21 protein-coding genes are annotated in these 19938 nt (G+C 32.2%); 3 read left to right on the top strand and 18 right to left on the bottom strand.

Annotation, left to right across the window (positions count from 1 at the left end; genetic code table 11):
- Positions 1–17 precede the first annotated feature (17 nt).
- A complete protein-coding gene (locus DRF58_RS04610; RefSeq protein WP_116033406.1) occupies positions 18–578 on the bottom strand; it encodes an acyltransferase in 561 nt (186 codons plus the stop codon).
- Positions 579–581: 3 nt separating this feature from the next.
- Complete coding sequence (locus DRF58_RS04605; RefSeq protein ID WP_116033405.1) at positions 582–1739, bottom strand: glycosyltransferase; 1158 nt, start codon at positions 1737–1739, stop codon at positions 582–584.
- A 92-nt stretch (positions 1740–1831) separates the two neighbouring features.
- Here DRF58_RS04605 and DRF58_RS04600 point away from each other — a divergent pair, with 92 nt between their 5' ends.
- The gene (locus tag DRF58_RS04600) at positions 1832–2608 is read left to right on the top strand and encodes a class I SAM-dependent methyltransferase (RefSeq protein WP_116033403.1); all 777 of its coding nucleotides are present in this window, start codon (positions 1832–1834) and stop codon (positions 2606–2608) included.
- 40 nt (positions 2609–2648) lie between these two features.
- On the opposite strand, the gene DRF58_RS04595 is transcribed toward DRF58_RS04600, so the two are convergent.
- Together DRF58_RS04595 and DRF58_RS04590 are read right to left on the bottom strand one after the other, a co-directional pair.
- Positions 2649–3668: a glycosyltransferase family 2 protein gene (locus DRF58_RS04595; RefSeq protein WP_116033402.1), complete on the bottom strand. Its 1020-nt coding sequence runs from the start codon at positions 3666–3668 to the stop codon at positions 2649–2651.
- Complete coding sequence (locus DRF58_RS04590; RefSeq protein WP_116033400.1) at positions 3668–4471, bottom strand: glycosyltransferase family 2 protein; 804 nt, start codon at positions 4469–4471, stop codon at positions 3668–3670. The genes DRF58_RS04595 and DRF58_RS04590 overlap by 1 nt, the downstream gene beginning before the upstream one ends.
- Before the next feature lie 61 nt (positions 4472–4532).
- Between DRF58_RS04590 and asnB the strand changes: the two genes are divergently transcribed.
- Entirely contained in the window at positions 4533–6356 is a 1824-nt protein-coding gene (gene asnB, locus DRF58_RS04585) for an asparagine synthase (glutamine-hydrolyzing) (RefSeq protein ID WP_116033399.1), read from the top strand.
- A 7-nt stretch (positions 6357–6363) separates the two neighbouring features.
- Here the strand turns inward: asnB and DRF58_RS04580 are convergent, their stop codons facing one another.
- The 4 genes from DRF58_RS04580 to DRF58_RS04565 form a co-directional block, all read right to left on the bottom strand.
- Positions 6364–7194: an alpha-1,2-fucosyltransferase gene (locus DRF58_RS04580; RefSeq protein WP_116033397.1), complete on the bottom strand. Its 831-nt coding sequence runs from the start codon at positions 7192–7194 to the stop codon at positions 6364–6366.
- Positions 7191–7955: an FkbM family methyltransferase gene (locus tag DRF58_RS04575; protein WP_116033395.1), complete on the bottom strand. Its 765-nt coding sequence runs from the start codon at positions 7953–7955 to the stop codon at positions 7191–7193. The genes DRF58_RS04580 and DRF58_RS04575 overlap by 4 nt, the downstream gene beginning before the upstream one ends.
- Before the next feature lie 74 nt (positions 7956–8029).
- The gene (locus DRF58_RS04570; protein WP_116033394.1) at positions 8030–9004 is read right to left on the bottom strand and encodes a hypothetical protein; all 975 of its coding nucleotides are present in this window, start codon (positions 9002–9004) and stop codon (positions 8030–8032) included.
- On the bottom strand, positions 9005–9661 hold the full coding sequence (locus DRF58_RS04565; RefSeq protein ID WP_317124851.1) for an acyltransferase: 657 nt from the start codon (positions 9659–9661) through the stop codon (positions 9005–9007).
- Here DRF58_RS04565 and DRF58_RS04560 point away from each other — a divergent pair.
- On the top strand, positions 9630–10625 hold the full coding sequence (locus DRF58_RS04560; RefSeq protein ID WP_116033392.1) for a glycosyltransferase: 996 nt from the start codon (positions 9630–9632) through the stop codon (positions 10623–10625). The genes DRF58_RS04565 and DRF58_RS04560 overlap by 32 nt on opposite strands.
- On the opposite strand, the gene DRF58_RS04555 is transcribed toward DRF58_RS04560, so the two are convergent.
- From DRF58_RS04555 to DRF58_RS04510, 10 genes are read right to left on the bottom strand one after another with little or no spacing between them, the layout of a single operon-like run.
- On the bottom strand, positions 10626–11912 hold the full coding sequence (locus tag DRF58_RS04555; protein WP_116033391.1) for a nucleotide sugar dehydrogenase: 1287 nt from the start codon (positions 11910–11912) through the stop codon (positions 10626–10628).
- 8 nt (positions 11913–11920) lie between these two features.
- A complete protein-coding gene (locus tag DRF58_RS04550) occupies positions 11921–12913 on the bottom strand; it encodes an SDR family oxidoreductase (protein WP_116033389.1) in 993 nt (330 codons plus the stop codon).
- Between the two features lie 9 nt (positions 12914–12922).
- Entirely contained in the window at positions 12923–13603 is a 681-nt protein-coding gene (locus DRF58_RS04545) for an NAD-dependent epimerase/dehydratase family protein (protein ID WP_116033387.1), read from the bottom strand.
- The gene (gene wecB, locus DRF58_RS04540; protein WP_116033386.1) at positions 13600–14679 is read right to left on the bottom strand and encodes a non-hydrolyzing UDP-N-acetylglucosamine 2-epimerase; all 1080 of its coding nucleotides are present in this window, start codon (positions 14677–14679) and stop codon (positions 13600–13602) included. The genes DRF58_RS04545 and wecB overlap by 4 nt, the downstream gene beginning before the upstream one ends.
- A gap of 29 nt (positions 14680–14708) precedes the next feature.
- On the bottom strand, positions 14709–15491 hold the full coding sequence (locus DRF58_RS04535) for a glycosyltransferase family 32 protein (RefSeq protein WP_116033384.1): 783 nt from the start codon (positions 15489–15491) through the stop codon (positions 14709–14711).
- A complete protein-coding gene (locus DRF58_RS04530) occupies positions 15488–16519 on the bottom strand; it encodes an acyltransferase family protein (RefSeq protein ID WP_116033383.1) in 1032 nt (343 codons plus the stop codon). Before DRF58_RS04530 ends, DRF58_RS04535 begins: the two co-directional genes overlap by 4 nt.
- Positions 16516–17346, bottom strand: coding sequence for an alpha-1,2-fucosyltransferase (locus DRF58_RS04525; RefSeq protein WP_116033381.1), 831 nt, complete (start codon positions 17344–17346; stop codon positions 16516–16518). Before DRF58_RS04525 ends, DRF58_RS04530 begins: the two co-directional genes overlap by 4 nt.
- Positions 17343–18170 carry a glycosyltransferase gene (locus tag DRF58_RS04520; protein ID WP_116033380.1) on the bottom strand — a complete coding sequence of 276 codons (828 nt, stop codon included), beginning with the start codon at positions 18168–18170 and terminating at the stop codon, positions 17343–17345. Before DRF58_RS04520 ends, DRF58_RS04525 begins: the two co-directional genes overlap by 4 nt.
- A gap of 4 nt (positions 18171–18174) precedes the next feature.
- On the bottom strand, positions 18175–19056 hold the full coding sequence (locus DRF58_RS04515) for a glycosyltransferase family 2 protein (RefSeq protein WP_116033378.1): 882 nt from the start codon (positions 19054–19056) through the stop codon (positions 18175–18177).
- Complete coding sequence (locus DRF58_RS04510) at positions 19056–19937, bottom strand: glycosyltransferase family 2 protein (protein ID WP_157966705.1); 882 nt, start codon at positions 19935–19937, stop codon at positions 19056–19058. Before DRF58_RS04510 ends, DRF58_RS04515 begins: the two co-directional genes overlap by 1 nt.
- Between the last annotated feature and the right edge of the window lies 1 nt (position 19938).

The raw sequence follows: 19938 nt of genomic DNA, 5'->3' as shown, positions 1-19938 counted from the left end.
ATTAGCATATCATTCTCTTATTTTACTGGTTTGTAGGTGTGGGGTAGGTTTTCGCGGATATAATTATCGAGCTGTGATCTGTTTTTTTCTAGTTCGCGAGGATATATAACGTTGTTTGCCAATAGCTTCTCGCCATATTGGTCAATAGAGCATATGAATTTTGCAGGAATCCCGCCAAAAACAGAATTGGAAGGTATTGAATGAGTTACTGTAGAAAGAGAGCCAATAATGCAATTGTTTCCAATTTGTACGCCTGGAAGAAGAATAGTACCTTTTCCAATAAAGGTATTATTACCAATTTTTATACGACCAAAATTACGTCCATCCTTGTATTTTTCTATATTCTTTGTAACTCTTGCATCTCCACCGTGATTTATAAATGATACATCCTCTGCAATAGTAACATTGTCTCCAATTTCGATAAGATAAGGCTCTGATCCAAAATTGGGAATCCCTTGGACAAAAAGATTTTTCCCAATTTTCAGACCTCTATTAACGGCTAGTTTTATAGTGATGTTTTTTATGAGATCCTGATAAGATGTATGGATTTTCAGAATAATCCTATATAGTAAAAGCATTGATTATTTTTGGGCTAATTTAATAATGATATTTTCAACAGTATCAAAGATTTTCTGATTATCAAATTGTATTTCAGAATTTTTCAAATTTTCTTTAATTTGACTTACAAGCTCCTTATTCGACATGAATTCTTTCATTGCGTTGTAGATTTCCTCAGAATCATAATTGATAAGATATCCGTTTTCTCGATGGGTAATCATTTCCGGGATTCCACCAACAGCGGTCGAAATAATGGGTTTCTGAAGTATCAAAGTATCCGCAATGATTAATGGCCAGCCTTCTGATTCGGACGGCATAATGTAAAAGTCTGCATTTTTCACATAAGGATAAGGATTAATCATAGATCCTATCAAAACGAAGGTGTTTTCTACGCCTAACTCCTTTGTAAGATTCTCAAGGTTTTCTTTTTCTTCTCCATCACCAATAATAATAATTTTATGACGAAAACCATCTTTGATTAACCTAGAATGGACTTCTATTAACTTATGAAATCCTTTCCGAGAGTGTAGTCTTCCAACAGCAATAAAAACAGGAGCCGTGGTTTCGAAATCTGGTACAAATTCTTCGGCTTTTTGCTTGATTTCTTTAATCGGAATAGCATTTAAAACAACCTTATTTTCAGGTAAATGGAGTTGAGGATAAGTTTCCACCAAAATATCCCTAGTTTGTTGAGAACCAAAAATAAAATAATCAAACTTTGGAATCTGACTTAGAATTTTGGGAACAATTGGTTGTAATTTTGGAAATGTAATATCCGAATGAAACCAACCTATCTTCTTTGACTTTGGATTTGAACTATTAAGAACAAAGCCAAAGTCTGTATAAGATGTAGCAATTTCGACATCATATTTTTCCTTCAAATAAATCTTATCTGCCAAGCTTGGGAAAAGATTTAGAATTCTGATTTTTAAATTTCTAATAAAAAGCTGGATAGGTTTGATTAGTTTATTTTCGGAGAAATCTTCTTTCCCTCTATTGTTTTTGATATAACGGATGTCAGATGGGACCTTATCACGCAATTCGCCTTGATACAGACTTATTTGTAGAGCTATATCAAATTTTTCTTTGTCTAAATTGTTTAGAAGGCTAAGGATTACTTTTTCTACACCGCCCATTTCCATAGATCTATGGCGGAAAAGTATTTTTATTTTTTGATGCATTTGTGTTAATTTCAAAAAAAATGATTCTAATAAAACAAATATAAGATTGTTTGTGCAATTCTTTTGTATTTTTGAATTTCAAAACATGATTTATGAATAAAATTGCTGAGATTGTTTCTACCTTTTTTGCCTACTTAAAACGTCCGGATCTTTATCCAGAATTGAGACGAAAAATCTGGAAAAACATATTCAATCGTTCATCCGGATTACGAGGGAAAGAAGAAGCTGAGCAATGGTGTAAGAGCATTGCGATTTCTGAAAAAGATTTCATAGAAAAAGTTTTGAACACTACCTTCATCCCTTTTGAGAAACTTTTTCCTCAAGAGTTTGCATTTGCCTTACAAGCGCAAGCAAAAGCGCCTGTGAAAATGGGAGGTGCAAGTTCTTTAAGCGTTATTTATTACATAAATGAATTTGCAAATGCTCAAAAATCTATAGAAACGGGAGTTGCTTACGGATGGTCTTCTTTTGCAGCTTTGGCATCATTGGTTCACAGAAACGGAACACTTTACAGTTCAGATATGCCTTATATTTTGCAAAATCAGAGTGAGGATTTTGTAGGGTGTGTAATTCCTGAAAAGTATAGAAATAATTGGGATCTTTACAGATTTGCAGATAAAGAGTCTCTTCCTAAGATTTTTGAAAAAGCTAATTCTTTTGACGTTGTACATTATGATAGCGATAAAACTTATGACGGTAGGATCTGGGCTTACAATCTTTTATGGAGCAAGTTGAGAAAAGGAGGAATCTTTATGAGCGATGATGTTGGAGATAATGCCGCTTTCAAAGATTATTGTGAGAAAAATAATCGCAAACCACACATTATAGAATTCGATGGCAAGTATGCCGGAGTTATTATAAAAGAATGATTGAAAAAAGCGCTTCAAAGTAATCTGAAGCGCTCTTTTTTTAATTCGTATTACAACCCATTTCTTCGTATTGATTTCTGAATTTTGTGACCCATTTTTCAAATTCAGAAAAGTTGATTTTTTCCGACACAAATTTTTTGAAATAATCTAAAGAAAAATCTTTGGGAAAGTTTTCCATCGCATCAAATTCTCCCTTCATCCAAGCTTCATTAATCAAATAATTGAATCGATTAACATCAAAATCAAAACCATACTCGTGGTAAGAATTGGTTGCAGAAGATTGAAAGGTGGTTTTCATGGCTTCGGTTTTCAACCTAGAGATAAAATTGGGATTGTTTTTATTTTTTCGATAAAATAAAGAGGCGTTTATGAGTTGTCTTTTTTCATCCACTTTTCCATCCATTCCTTCCCAGATTTCCAACCAGTACTTTTTATTGAAAAAACCCATTAATATAGAATTCAAAGCCCAATATTTTCTTTGTGTATAATGGTCAGTTTTGCCTAATTTGTAAAGAATAGTGTAGAATTTATAATGATTGTAGAAAAAAGCTTCCATCAGCTTTTTGGGAAAATAAAAAAGAGATTTTGGTTTCGCCGATTCTAAATTATCCGAGATAGAATTAATGAGCAAATTCTCTTTATCAGATTCATTTCCGAGCCAACCAAGTTTGATTAGATTAATGTTAAAACATTGAGCTTGATTTTGTAAATTATCAATATTAATTGGATGTGTAAACCATACATCATCTTCTGTCACAATAACATATTCTGAAGCTTTTTTTACATTTTCGTACCAGAATTTGGTAGGGATCTCAAAGCCATTAATAGGTTTTCCAGAACTTAGATTTTCTTCAATAGCTTTACCCTTTTTTTGATAATTATCGGAAAGAAGAATTTCAACATTCGGGTGTTTTTTTCTAATTTTATCGAGATATCTTACCGGTGTTCCATCATCCAAGACTTTGATCTTAAATTGACCAGAAACATTTTTATAAATAGACGTAATACATCTGTCAAGATAATAAGGTCGGTTAAAAGATTTGATTAAAATATCCATCATCAAAATTTTCGTAAAATTTTCGCCAATAAATTATTTTGTTTCACTTTTAAAAATTCAGGAAGGTTTTTTATTTCGGAAACTTCTTCACCAAAAAGTTTATTGATTTTTCTTCTTTCCAAAGTATCCAAAAGTACCTTTTGCCAGTTTTCATTAAGCTTAATTTTTTTGGATGAATCTTGAGAAACACCGTTGGCGTGAAGCCTGTAAAGATATAAAGGTTGTTTTATGAATGTGAAATTTCCGGTTTCGTATAATTTTAGATAAAGATCTTGATCCACTGCAGAAGTGAGTTCTGGATTGATACCAACAGTTTTGTTGTATGCCGATTTTTTAAAAGTAAAAAAATGATTAGCTTCTAAAAAGATGTTGAAGAATTTTCTGTCTCCATTTTTTACAGCTCTGGAATGTGCAAATATCCGTTGAGGTTTTAGATTGTTGTCACAAAGTGTAAAACTAGAATAGGTAACTACATTATTTGTAGTGTGATTTTTCAAACTCACTTCTATAGCATTTTCTACCAAAGCATCATCGGGATCCACAAAGCCACAGATTTCGCCAGAAGACAAATCGATGCATTTTTTTTTGGTAAAACCTACGCCACGGTTCTCTTCATTTCTGAATAGCCTGAATCTTTTATCCTTATTTGTGAGTTCTGTGATTTTTGCAAAAGAATCGTCCGTAGAGCAATCGTCTACAATTATAACTTCAAAATCTTGAAAAGTTTGTTTGATAAGACTGTTATAACAATCTTTGAAATATTCAAAATTGTTGTAATGTGCGATAAGGACAGAGAATTTTTTCATCGTGTAAGGATATTGTCAAAATTAACAAAATAATCTTAGATTTGTATCTTAATATTGCTATATGTGCGGAATTACGGGGATTGTAAAGAAAAATATTCTAGAAGAAAATTTATACAAACAAACTCTTAAAAAGATGACAGATTCTATCATCCACCGAGGTCCGGATGATGAAGGTCACGAGTATTTTCAAAACTGTTTTTTAGGTTTTAGGCGTTTGGCAATAGTAGATCTTTCCAAAGATGGTCATCAACCGATGTATTCTAATACCAAAAATGAATGCATTGTTTTCAATGGTGAAATCTACGGTTACCGCGATCTCAAAAAAGAAATCAAAGATTATCCTTTCCAAAGCAATACAGATACAGAAGTTATATTGTCATTATATCAAAAAAATGGTTTAGAACTTCCAAAGCAACTCAATGGTATGTTTTCTTTTGCAATCTGGGACGAAGATAAACAACAGCTTTTTTGTGCAAGAGATAGATTTGGAGAGAAGCCATTTTATTACGCTATTGGAAATAATGGAGAATTCATTTTTGCATCAGAAATCAAATCTATTTTAGCAACTGGTCTTATAGATGAAGAACTCAATGATGAAGCTGTTTTTCATTTTTTGAGATATATGTACGTTGACAGTCAGCAAAGTATCTATAAGAATATTAAAATTTTACCTCCTGCTCATCAATTAATCTATACTGATGGAAAAATTGAAGTTTCTCAGTATTGGAATTTTCCTCAAGAAGAATTACAAATTTCAGAAAATGATGCGATTGAGAAATTCCAACAATTAGTTGAGAAATCTGTTGAGAAACAGTTGGTTGCTGATGTGAAAGTAGGCGCTTTCCTTAGTGGAGGATTGGACTCGGGAACTTTGGTTGCTCTTTCCTCAGAACATCATCAAAATTTGACTACTCTTGGTTTCCAATACGAAGGAGATTGGGATGAGATGCCAGATGCCAGAACAATTGCCCAAAAATATAATACAGATCACAAAGAAGTCGCACTCCAAAATGCTGACATACCGAAAACTTTAGTAGAAGTCTTAAAGAAGTTGGATGAGCCGCTTGCGGATACTGCAATCCTCGCAACTTATACTATTTGTAAAGAAGCAGCCCAGAATATGACTGTTGTAATTACAGGAAATGCTGGAGACGAACTTTTTGGTGGCTACAAATGGTATCAGCAGGAAAAAAAAATTCTTGAAAAAGGAGGCGCAAATGCCTCACTTTTGCCATTGTACAAAGTGGGTTCTACAATCAGTGAAAAATTAGGTCTTGAAAAATTGAGGTTGTATTTTCTTGATCATATTTTTCGATCTAAGTTTCCTGATATTGTCTCTTATCAGAAAGGAAAGGTTCATAATAATTTTACAGAGGAAGAAACACTCCAATTGATGAAAACCAGACCGAATTATGAACATCAATACAATTTTCCTTTAGATAAGAATAATCTGAATACGCCAATGAGAATGGATCTAACCAATGTAATTGCTGGAGATTATCTTGTGAAAGATGATCGTATCGCAATGATGCATTCTATAGAACTTAGAACACCGTTTTTGGATAAAGATTTGGTTGAGTTTTGTTCAATGCTTCCTGCAAAATTTAAAGTAGATGAAAAGCAGACCAAGATTATCCTAAGAAAAGCATTTGGAGAAAAGCTGACTCAAAATATTCTTACGAAGAAGAAACAAGGTTTTGGTGCTCCAATTGCAGATTGGTTAAGAATCCCAGAAATGGAAAATCTGACCAAGAATATTCTTAAAAACTCTAGCTCAAAAATATTTACAAAATTAGATTTTCAGTCTGTTCAGAGACAGCTCAACTATAACTACAAACATTGGAGTTTGCTGGTTTTGGGGATTTGGATGGAGGAGCATTTATAGAGTCAAATCATTTTTCATATTCAAAAGAAACAATCTTAAAATTTGTGTTATCATAGATACCCTCAGGAAAATCTTTTTTAATTTTAAAACCAACAAAAAACTCTGGTGCTAAAATTTGGCTTGCGGTATTACTAAGAAATGCTGCCCACCAACTGAATGTGCTGTTGGAAATGATAATAGATGTGGCATTCTTTATAAGTTGGAAATCAATGATTTCACTTTCAGAAAAAACTTCAATACCTTCTAAGAAATCAAATCGTTCTTTTGCCAATTCTTTATCGTCGGTTATAAGAACTATTTTGTGAGACTCAATGTCTTCTATGTTTTTTAGGGCATTTTTATAATAAGAAATGGGTAAAACAAGATTTTTTCCGCCAAGACTTTCATTTCCCCAATTGATATAATCTCCTAATCTGCAATGGATGGCCAAAATTTTGTTTTCCTGATATAATTTCCCATATCTTTCATTGAACTCAGCTAGATATTTAGTTTTTATTTTTATGTTCTTTCGGATAACATCTTCATAATTTTCAAAAAACAATAAAGATTGAAAATACCCATCTAAAACAATGTTATTCTCGATGCCTTTTTTAACATCGATTAGCGGTTCAAAATCATACTGAGAATAGGTTTTCTTTGGAAAAAACGTAATAAGTCTGTGGATGATTTTACGAAAATAAAAAGAATCAACCCAAGAAACTTTTTCAAAATATTTCTGAAAACCTTCGTCCCAACCATATACCAATACAGGTGTTTTACACTTGTTTTTTAATGTAAAATAGAGTGCATATTGGAAGAGATTATTTCCTATTCTTCCTTTCAAGTTAATTAATTTCATGATTTGATTTTGTAATAGATTGTATAGGCAAAGCTTTTCAAAGCTCTGTGGAAATGTTTTCTAGAACTTATAAAGTTGTAGTACTGAATATTGAACTTATTGAGGATGTTGGAAACGAAACTGAATCCTGTAATATTGGTTCTAACATATAAAGCATCTCCCCAAAAATTCTCATTGACAAAAGTTTCTTTTCTTACAAACCCATGATTCGCTAAAAAAACATCTAAATCTCTCAATAAAGTGCAGTTTTTGTAGAGTTCTTTTAAGTTGATTTCGGCCATTATAAAATCAAAATTATTTAGCAGTTTTCCCAGACTTTTGATCGCGTATAATTCGTAACCTTGTAAGTCGATTACCATTAATCTGTAATCATTCAACACAATAGAATTTTCGAGGAAATAACTGTCCAATCTTCTTCCTACAATTTTTTGTGTTTCAACGATTTTAGTTTTATGAAGTTTTTGCGTCAGTGCTGGTTCCAAAATGGATGAACTTTGATCAAAATCTGTAATATTAAAAATGATTTCTTCCTTGTCTTTTTCAGAAATCATAATATTGTATATCTGGCTATTGATAGGATAGTTTTGTAATTTAGTTTTCAGACCATCAACTAACTTCGAATTGCCTTCTACCCAAATTACATCAGTAATATCGTTTGCTGAATATTCTTCTGCTTCTTCTGCTAGATGGGCGCCCAGATGCAGAATTTTTGTAGGGAAATTAGGATACATTTTTTTAAGATAAGGAAGTGATAAAAGCATAATTTTTAATTTTAAAGTGAAAATTTTATAATTATTACCCCTAAATGTTTTTAGAACGGAACGATTGATAACAATTACCAGTAGCAACCACCTTCTATTTTTTCAAAATCCTTAGGAATGTCTTGTGTAAAAATCCAATTTTGTCCGTTGTTTTTTCGCAAATCTGTATAATGCTGCCATTCTTCCCAACGTTTCCCTTTGATCCCAAAAAGTAGCTGAGTAACTCCACCTAAGTGAATGGCTTGTTTTCCTAAGTCTTTCGCGTATGAAGCCAACGGAAATCCATAAGCACCACAACCAATAATGGCGATGTCAAAATCTGTTTTAGCGATTTCGTCCTTCATTGATTCTAAAGCATCAAACCAAGTTTCAAACTCCGATTTTTGCCCAGCTATTGTTTGTACGGCTTTTACCGTTTTGAGTTCAAAATCGGGTAGCATCTTTGGATTTTTGTAAAGAGAATCTTTTCGTAAGAATTGATATTTGATAGATTCTTCAAATGGATGTACCAGTAGAATCTTTTTTCCTCTTAATTCATAGGTCCAAGGGTTTTCATAAAACCAAGGTTCTAATTCTCTTATTTTGCAAAGTTTCACATTGTTCGGAATATTTTCTAATTGATATTCCATCTCATTCCAAACGCCTAAAACATCAAGATTAGCAATAGATTGATTATAAATCTCTATAAATTTTTCTGCGAGAGAATTATCGTTGGGAAAAAAGCCAGATAACAGACATAAATTATCCAAAAAAACAGGATCTTTTTTCCATATAATATTAATGTCGCCGATTGATGTTTTCAAGATTCCGCATAAATCAGAGCTAATCTTTTTCTGCAGAAATTGATTAACTAAAAATCTAGTCTCCGTGCTTCCGAGCCTTCCTATCATAAATGGTTTTCCACTTTTTATCATTTCGGAAATCAGTTGATTGGCTTCTCCGTTTTTCTCGCGATTCATCACTTTGTCGAAACGGTTTTCTTTATGAAAAATAGGAACAGTTCGTTTGGCGAGACGATGGAGATAATGATAGTTTTTGGAATTAATCATCTATAAATTTTTTATCATTTGGTCTTGTTTGTTGATAATGATCGAATTGTCTGGAACATCTTTGTGGATCACGCATCCAGCACCAAGAATACAGTTGTCACCAATTGTAACACCTTTCAAAACAGTGACATTACTTCCAAGCCAACAGTTCTTACCGATTTTTATAGGAGAAGATTTGAATTTTCTATGTTCTACGATTTGTCCATTATATTCGTGGTTGTGATCGTAGAGTTTTACACCTTCACCAAACAATGTATTTTCCCCGATTTCTATTTTTTCGATAGCATTAATAGAGCAGTAATTATTCATAAAAACATTCTCATCCAGAATAAGCTTTGCATTTTCTGCTAGAACAAAATTGCAGTAGTTTCTAAGATTAACTCGATTGCTAATTACCAAAGAAGCAGATGGATGAATGGAAAAATGAGAATAATTTCCGATTCTGAATGCATCGCCAATTTTGGAATTTTTATTTTTCCGAATAATGCTGAGAGAGTTCTCTTTCAGAATTTTAAAAATAATTTTAGAAAAAAAGCCCATTGTGTTTCTATTGTTACAAATATAGGTTAATGCTAGATTTTTATTTCTATTTTTGTCTAAATTTAATAAAATTAAAATACTTCTGATGAATCCTCTTGTTACAATTGTAATTCCCATTTATAAAGTAGAAAAATTTATTGAAAGATGCCTTCAGTCGGTTGTTAATCAGGGTTATAAAAACATCGAATGTATTTTGGTGAATGATGTAACACCGGATGCATCAATGGAAATTGCTGAAAAATTTATTCAAAAAAATCAGGATTTTAATTTTGTTGTTTTCAATCAGCCGACAAATCAAGGTCTTTCTATGGCAAGAAACGTAGGTATGGATAAGGCAAAAGGGGAATACATCTATTTTCTAGATAGTGATGATGAGATTCTTCCAGATGCTATCGAAAGTCTGGTAGAACTTTCAGAAAAAACCAAGGCGGAGATTTCTATGGGAGAAGTTCAGGGAGTCAAAATTCCTTCAAATGAAAAGGTGGATGTATTTCCGATTCATACTAAGGTTGATTTCTTGCAAGGCAATATACAGATTCTGCAAGAGCTTGTAAATGGTGGATTTGCAGTTTCATCTTGGAACAAATTGATTTCTGTGGATTTTCTAAGGTTTAATAATATGTATTTTACAAAAGGTTTGTACGCCCAAGATTCTCTTCATACTTTCGAGATGGGCTTGCATTTGGAGACTTTAGCTTTTTTGAGGCAAAAAACATACGTCTATTATCTTCATGAGGATTCTGTGATTCATAACCGGAAAAAAGTTCATTTTGATAATTGGATTACAATTGCAGAGAAAATTAATGAACATTATGTCAACGAAAAAGATACCCAGCGAAAAAAACTGATTCTGGAATATCTTATTAACTTCAAGGCAACCACACTTCAGATGAATTGGAAAGCGCAACAAAATGAAGAACTCTGGAAATACAGTTATAAAGCATATTCCAAACTGAAAAAACTGAGTTTACAGGATTATTTCTCTTCGGATTATTCAACAAAACTAAAAAAGCAGGATTTATTTTATCGCCTGCCTTTGTTTGTTGGATATAGATTTTTCCGATGGAGATTTGATCGTTAATTAAAGTCTTTTAATACCACCTTCTTTTGCTAAAATTCCTTTTACATCATAGATGATTCCTTTTTCGGAAAGAAGATTTTTGATGTTCAGAGTTTCAAATTCTTTGTGAGAAACAGCTAAAACTACCGCATCATACTTTTTGAAAGGTGTTTTTGTTGAGGTTGTAAGACCATACTCGTGCCTTACTTCTTCCGGGTTTGCCCAAGGATCGTATATACTTACATTAATTCCGTAATCTTCAAGATTTCTGACAACATCTACAACTTTTGTATTTCTGACATCAGGACAATTCTCTTTAAAAGTAAATCCTAAAACTAATACATCAGAACCATTCACTTTCAAATCCTGTTTTAGCATTTGTTTTACGGTTTCACTCGCAACATATTGTCCCATAGAGTCATTCATTCGTCGCCCTGCAAGAATAATTTCCGGATGATAACCAAATTCCTGAGCTTTCTGAGCCAGATAATAAGGATCTACACCAATGCAATGTCCGCCAACCAAACCCGGTTTGAAAGGCAGAAAGTTCCATTTTGTACCTGCTGCTTTCAGAACGTCGTGAGTATCAATTCCCATTAGATTGAAAATCTTTGCTAGCTCGTTAACGAATGCAATATTAATATCTCTCTGAGAATTTTCTATCACTTTTGCAGCTTCTGCCACTTTGATTGTTGGTGCAAGATGCGTTCCTGCTTCAATCACAGATTTATAAAGATCATCTACAATTTTTCCGATTTCTGGAGTAGAACCAGCCGTTACTTTAAGGATTTTTTCAACCGTGTGAAGCTTGTCTCCAGGATTGATTCTTTCCGGAGAATAACCTGCAAAAAAATCAATATTGAATTTTAATCCGGTGTTTTTTTCCAAAACAGGAATGCATTCTTCTTCTGTAACTCCCGGATAAACAGTAGATTCGTAAATTACAATGTCGCCTTTTTTAAGAACTTTTGCAACGGTTTCGCTTGCTTTGTAAAGTGGCGTAAGATCCGGACGATTATTTTTATCAACCGGAGTTGGAACCGTTACAATGTAAATATTGGAATCGGAAATGTCTTCTAATTTGTTGGAACAGAATAATCCCGTTTCTCCAAAAGCCGGATTTTTGGAAACCAAAGCAGACTTTAGTAATTCATCTTCAACTTCCAAAGTATCATCTTTACCAGCATTAAGGTCAGCGATTCTTTTTTCATTAATGTCAAATCCGATAACAGGATATTTAGTGGAAAATAATCTTGCTAAAGGTAATCCGACATAGCCTAGTCCGATTATTGTAATTTTTTGATTCATTAGTTTTTTTATTTAAGATGTTCCCAATACCAGTTTACAGCTTCCTTCAATCCGTCTTTCATAGAAAGTTTTGGGTCGTAATTTAAAAGCTCTTTTGCTTTATCAATACTTGCGAGAGAGTGTGGAACATCACCTTTTCTGTAATCTCCGTAGATGACTTCTACATCTGCAATTTTTGAATCAAAGTCTGATAAATATTGTTTCAGATATTTTACTAGATCATTGAGCGTAGTTCTTTCTCCGAAAGCTGTGTTATAAACTTGATTTATAGATTCTTCATTGTCTGATGTTAAAGCTAAAAGATTCATCAAAATCACATTGTCGATGTAAGTGAAATCTCTGGAATATTCTCCGCCACCGTTGATAACCGGAGATTCGTGGTTCATCAGCTGCATTACGAACTTAGGAATTACAGCAGCATAAGCTCCGTTTGGATTTTGCTTTCTTCCAAAAACATTGAAATATCTCAGTCCAATTGTATCAAAATCATAAGTTCTTTTGAAAACATCGGCGTATAATTCATTAACATACTTAGTAATAGCATAAGGAGAAAGCGGTTTTCCTATTTTATCCTCAACTTTAGGTAGGCTTTCAGAATCCCCGTAAGTAGATGAACTTGCTGCGTAAACAAATCTTTTGACACCAGAATCTCTCGCAGCAACAAGCATATTTAAGAATCCACCAACATTCACATCGTTACTTGTAATTGGGTCATTGATCGATCTTGGAACAGAACCAAGAGCGGCTTCGTGCAATACAAAATCCTGATTTTCACAAGCTGTTTTGCAGTCTTCTAAATTGCGGATGTCGCCTTCTATTAATTTGAAATTTGGATTGTCTTTAAAAAATTCGAGGTTTTCTCGGAAACCTGTTGCAAAATTATCTAAACAAGTTACGTTTGCACCAAGATTTAATAATTCTTCACAAAGATTGGAGCCGATAAAACCAGCACCACCGGTTACTAAGATATTTTTATTGTTGAGTTTTTCTTTAAAATCCATTATTGTTTTCTACGAGTAGTATTTCTCTAATATTTTGTAAAGATATGACTCTTTGTTTGTAAGATTGTTAATTCTGAAATAATCTTCTATATCAGGAATATTAATGTCGTAGCCGGAGCCATTTTTTATTAAATTCAAATCTAACTTTATATTATAAAAATCTTCTATAATTTCTAAAATCTCTATAATGGAATAGTTTTGCATGTAGGCAAGGTTCACAATTTTGTTGAAATCATATTTCTCTATTAGATCAAAAGTAATTTGTTTAACATCAGCTGCATCTATAAGATTTCTAGTCGCTTTTGTATGAACATTGACGGTTTCATTGTTTTTGATAGAACGAACTAGATAATTCATTAGAAGGTTCGGGTTTCCGCCTTTTCCAACAACATTACTAACTCTTAGAATTAAAAATTGATTGTGATTATTCTTGATAAGTTGCTCCATTTTAAGTTTATGAAGAACATAATCACTTCCTGTTTTAGAAGAATCATAGATGCTACAAGTTGAGAAATAAACGAAGGTTTTTTCCGGATTTTCTGCGATTGTTTTTTTGATGAGATTCTCTTCTCTTAGGAATTCTTCTACGCGAGTTTCCAAAGAATTTGAAACTCCCGAGGCAAAGAAAATGATGTCATCTCTATCATCATCTAAGAATAATGATGCAATAAGACCTCTGCCAATTATCATTGTAAAAGGGTTTTTAATATTAATTCAGAAGCTTTTCCATCCCCAAAAGGATTTTTTTTGGATTGGAATATAAACTCCTTCTCATCGTTCCAAATTTTATAAAACTCAGACTTTATTTTTTGTAAATCATGACCTACTAATATTCCACAATTGCAATCTATAACTTCTGGTCTTTCTGTTTCTTCACGTAAAATTAAGACATGTTTTCTAAGGCTAGGAGCTTCCTCTTGTATTCCTCCAGAATCAGAAATAATTAATTTGGCAGCTGCCATTTTCCGGATAGTTTCCAGATAGGGAAGTGGTTCTGTGAAAATTAGATTTTCTGGTTTTTCATTTTCAAAAACATCAAGAATGATTTTTCTTGTGTTTGGGTTGGGGTGTAATGCCCATTCAAAAATAATATTAGGATTTTCTATAGCTAATTCTTTGATAGATTGCGAGATTTCCTGTAAAGGTTTTCCTATATTTTCTCGTCTGTGTGCTGTTATGAAAACTTTGTCCAGGTATTCTATTTCAATATTTTCTTTATCTAGAATGTATTGAATCATATCCACAATCGTGTTTCCTGTAAGAATGATATTGTCTTGAGTTATTCCTTCTTTTATAAGATTATTTTGAGATAAAGTGGTTGGTGCAAAATTGACATCGCTTCCCAGAGAAACCACTCTTCTGTTATATTCTTCCGGAAAAGGCATGTTGATATCTGCCGTTCTAAGGCCAGCTTCGATATGATAAAACTTTCTTTTTTCAAGAAACGCAACCATCGCAGACGCCAATACTGTAAAAGTATCACCTTGTGCTACAATCTTGTTGATGTTTTCTTTGTGAACAAGGTCTGATAAGCTGTTGATGAGTTTTGCAACCAAATTAGAATTGGTAAAATCGAGTGATTGTACAGAGAGTCGAAAATCCGGCTTTATATCAAAACTTTCTTCCATTTTGGAAAGAAGATCATCGTGTTGACCTGTGTTTACAATAAAAACCTCTTCATTCTGAAGGTGAAATTGATTAATAACAGGAAAAACTTTTAAGAACTCGGGTCTGGTTCCGTAAACAATAGCGATTTTATGACTCATCAATTTGGTTTTTGTAAAAATAATAATTCTTAAGGTCTTATCCTTCTTAAAATATGTTTTAATAACATTTTCAATGGAAACTGATTCAATATTTCATCAGCTGTGATGATTTTAAGATTATTGATAGCATTATGGATTTCTTTTTTTCCTTGTTTGATTTCCGCAATATTTTTCAAATGAAAATAGGCGTGTACATAATCTTTAAAAGGGTTAGGCGTGTCTCGCTCGTGCCAAGTCCCAACAAAATGATGAGATGTATAGTTCTTTGGAAGATCTAGGCAAAAATAGGTGGATGGATAAATTGCTATGCCGTCTGCCAATTCTTGATATTCATCTTTTTCTGGGTTGGCTTTATAGTGATTAATAAGAAGATCCGAGACAAAAACCGTATTGGTTGTCAAATCAAAATTTGTTTTCTGATTATAAAATTCCAAAACTTTTTTTGGCCAAGGATGATTTTGTTCTGTTGCCCAAAGAGCTGTAAAAGGTGAACCTTTGATCTCAAAACCAGAAAATGCACGGTGAACAAGAAACTCATCAAGAGAAAACTTGACTTCCACATCTATATCCATATAAATTCCACCTTGCTCGAATAAAGCCAGAGCTCTTGCATAATCTGAAACAAATGCCCACTTTTTTTTCTCGGCTGCAAGACGAACGTACTCGCAACAAGTGATGTCAAAGTTGGACTCGTTCCATTCTATGATTTCGTAATCTGGAAGGTTTTTCTTCCAGGAGTCTAGGCAGATGTAGAAAGATTCGGGTTTTGGGTTTCCTCCAAACCAGCAGTAGTGTATTTTTTTTGGGATCATGAATGTAAAAATTTTCTTTTTAACAATGTATTGACAGGCTTTTCGAAATATTCAAACAATATAATACTAAAAAAGACGACAGCAATAAGAATTATGATTAATGAAGTAAATGGGTTGTTGATTGGCAATAGAGGCAGTAAAGTATTTATAACAATAAGATGCATCAGATAAAATGAAAAACTGATTTCACCTAAATAAACTAAAATACGATTTTGCAATAATTTTGAGAAATGTCCACGTTGTAATGCAAAAACAAGAATGATAGCAGACATCGGTAACCAATAATAGACAGAAAATCTAAACATTCGTGGAATTGCATGATGAGGAAGAAAAGTCAATATAAAAAATAATAAGGCTAAAGACTCCCAAGTAGTAAAATTTATTCTTTTTAAATCTCTTTTCTGTATTAATTGATACAGATGAAATAATAATATTCCCAAAGAAAAATCCAATAATCTACTTAGGGGATGTATATAGAAAATAAATTTTTGATTGACTTCCGAAAAAAATAGGGGTGTTGAAAACAGAATAATACAAGAAGAGATTATAATAATTATGCTGCTTTTTTTATTTTTTTCAATTAATGGATAAAGTAATGGGAAGCATAGATAAAAAAAGAATTCGTTACTGATGCTCCAAGAAGGAGCATTCATTACATGTTCATTGATTGTTGGTAAAAATGATTGAATTGCAAAAATATTGATAAGCCATGTTGATAGACTTGGTGTGTGTATAACGGTGACTACACCCAGAATTGTCGTTAAAATATACAGCGGATATATTCTGAACATACGAGCTTTATAAAATTGAAAAGAGGTAAACTTTGAAGAGTTAATCTTTTTAGCATAACTGTAAGAAATAACAAAACCACTCAGTATAAAAAAGAAGCTGACCCCCAGATAGCCTTCAAAAAATATATTCCGTGTGAGCCACTGAAAGAGTATATTGTCCGTTTTTATTCCTTGAAGATGACTTAAAAACACAAAAAAAGCAAAGAAAAATCTTAAAGAGGTTAGTGGTTTTATCATGTTACATTAAAATTAAAATCTCTAATCATGTTCCACTTAGGATTAAATTGATAAAGATCTGTATTTTCTATTCTTCTGCTTCCAAAAATAGGACAATATGTATTTTCTTGAGAATGATATAAGTAATTGGAAAAATAGGCTGCCCAAAACGAAAATGTAGAGTTTGATAGAATTAAATTTTTAGAATTGGCGACCCATAAAAAACTGGAAAAGATTTTATCTTCACCTAATTCGGGAAAGTGTAATTCGGATGTGTATTCTTTAATAAAATCAAAATTTGCTTTACACCAGTTTATGTCGTCCGATAGGATGCTGACTTTTTTCCATTTTTTCTTTGGCAAATGGTTTTCAAAAATATGCTTTACAAATGCTACCTGATCAAATCCATAAATTGATGAGTTCCCTTTTTCAAAAAAATCTCCCCGGCGTATATTAATCGTGATATCTTCCATACTTGGCTCTGGATGAGTTTGTAAGAATGATTGGACAAAGTCGGAAGACAGAAGATGTTCTTTTATAAAATCGTCTATGTTTTGCTCTGTAAAATCTTTATCGAAAATTTGATAAAAAGTATTGGTAGAATCTTTTTCGTGAAAAAATTTTACTTCTTTTTCATAGATTACATATTTATTCAGTTCGGGAAAAAATCTCAAGAGATCATCCATATGATTGGTGTACAATACTCTTAACGATTTGCCTTGTTTTTCAAACAAATAAGCTCTAAGGAAAAAATACAAAAGATTTCCCCATCTTGCTCCTTTAGGAGTAATGATTACTTTTGTTGAAGGATATAGACGGAAGAATATTTTCTTAAATAATTTTATCATAAGTATCTTAACCTGTTGATTGCTTTTAATGTATTTATAAACCCAAGTTTATTGGGATTCAGATATTTTAAACAGATTTTTAATGATTCTTTATAGTTGAATTTTAGATTTTTAAGATGAATGAGTAGCTTGTAAAAATTTGCTATCTCTAGTTGGTGATCTAGATTTTGATCTGGAAACGTCCCTATAATTTCTCTTACTTTAATAATATTTAGCAACCATTCTTTGGAAAGCGTGCCTTGTGAAAAATGTTTTATTAAAACCTGATTTGTGACATAATTTTTATATTTCTTAGCGGCTTTCAAACTAAAAATCAAATCGTAACCGTGGTAGCCATTAATTTTTTCATCAAATTGTACTTCATCATACACTTTTCGCGTACATGCTAGGAAAACTCCATCCAGAGATTTGACTTCTGATTTTATTCTTTCAGAGATATTATTATTAAAACATTCATTATTATCTTGATCAACTTGAATAAAGTATAATTTGCTGTAACCTCTATTCCACCAGCTTCCTGGGACATAAGAGTAATAATTCCCACCTGCTACACCCACAACTCCACAACCAGGTTCTTGTAATACTTTTACAAGTCTGTTTCCCCAGTCGGTATCCGAAAAAAGAATGTCCTCGTGTATAAATAACAAATTGTCATATGTAGCTTCTTTTGCTCCTAGATTGTAGGCTTCACATATTCCAACTTTACCGGGATTCCATATTTTCACAATTTCAAAATCAAAACCTTCACCAATGGTTTGATGAATGTTTTCTGATAGTTGTTGAAAATAATGATCTTGGTACGAAGAAATGATAATGGATAACATATAACTACAATAAGTTTAATACTTTTTTTATTGATTTGAAGTTGTAAAGCTTCAAATATTCCCAGCTAAAATGAAATAAATCTAATTTAAATCTATTGTTTTTTAAAATAATGTAACACTGGTCAAGCATAAAGCGTTTAGAAGATTTACTCAAATTTGGATGGTCTTTAATTTCATTATAAGAATCCCAGAAATAATAAAAATAATTTATCTGTCTTTGTCTTTCTTCAATTCCTTTTCCAAATTGAAAAGAGTCGACATGATTTCTTCTTAAAGACAAAGCAATATTCTTAACTGTAGCTTTTTCTGTTTTGAGGACAAGTTTTACAAAATAATTATATTCTTCAGCTGATTTGTTATTTTCCGTGAAATAGATTGATTTTGATATCTCTGCTTTAATAATAGGGTCTAATGTAAGCCAGTTAATTTTCTTTTGTATAAAACTATCCGCTGTAATGGGATGGGTGAAGAGATTTCGGTAATTGATGGGGTTTATGTTTTCCGGATTATTGAAGTATTCTGTCTTGGTTATGGCAAAATCGAAATCGCCTGATTGAATTAACTTTAATTTCTCTTCTACATGATTGGGAGTCATCAAATCATCACTATCAAAGAAAATAATATAATTACCAACTGCTTTTTTTATGCCGATATTCCTACAGGAATTGGCTCCTTTTGGATAATCTTTGGGGCGCATAAAAAGTTTAAACCTTGAATCTCTTTCAGCATACTGGTTAATTACTTTTATAGAGTCGTCAGTCGAGCCATCATCTACAATAATACATTCCCAGTTAGGATAGGTCTGTGATGCTATCGAGTCTAAGGTCTCTTTTATAAGAGTTGCCCGGTTGAAGTTGGGAATGATAATGGAGACTAAATGATTCATTAAAGTAGATATTTAGAAAGCTTTAGGCCATGAATGAAGTTATCGGTAAAAATTATAAAAATTGTTTGTAAGCTTAGCTTGTGATGTGAGTAATATAAATGTTTTTTTAAATTTTTTAAAATGATTTTTTTTTGTGTCGAGCTAAATTGTCTATAATAGTTCGCAATAATATAAGTGAAAAATTCATTTGTAGCTGTTTCCTTCAAAGAGGTATTATTTGTCATGGAGGAGATGTTTTTTTCAGACATTCTTACAAAAACAAATGTATTTTTACAGTAAAGGATCTGGTCATTTTCAGCATATTCGAAAATCATGCAGTCATCACTGTGCCAAGCAAGCGGAAATTGCTGTATTTTATATTTTAAAAAGCTTTTAGTTCTGAAAATATTTTCTGATAAAGAGGATAAAGCAGAATGATTGATTCTTGATATAAGAAATTCATATCGGCTAATCAGATTTTTGCCAAAAGAAAATTGTCGGATACAATTATTGTTTTCATCGATAATTTTTACAGGAAACTTTATAACATTAATCCCTTTTTCATCAAGTTGAGTTATAGAATTATAAAAAGATTCTACAAAATTCTCAGGCAACTCATCATCATCGCCCAAAATCTGAAACCATTCTTCTGTTATATTTTCTAAAATTCTTTCCCATTGCAATGCCAGATTTTTGCCGCCAAGATTTTCTTCGTAATAAAAATATTTGTACTCATCATCCTTTAGATATTTTTTTATAATTGGTAAAGGATCATCTGGGCTATTATCATTTCCTATATATAAAGAAAAATTCTTGTCTTTTTGACTCGCCACAGATTTAATTGTTTCTTCAAAAAAATCAATTTTGTAGTAGGGGATGACTATGGCAAGTTTGTTTTTCAAG

This window comes from Epilithonimonas hispanica (assembly GCF_003385395.1).
Taxonomy (GTDB): domain Bacteria; phylum Bacteroidota; class Bacteroidia; order Flavobacteriales; family Weeksellaceae; genus Epilithonimonas; species Epilithonimonas hispanica.
This window is presented reverse-complemented; position numbering and strand designations above follow the sequence as displayed.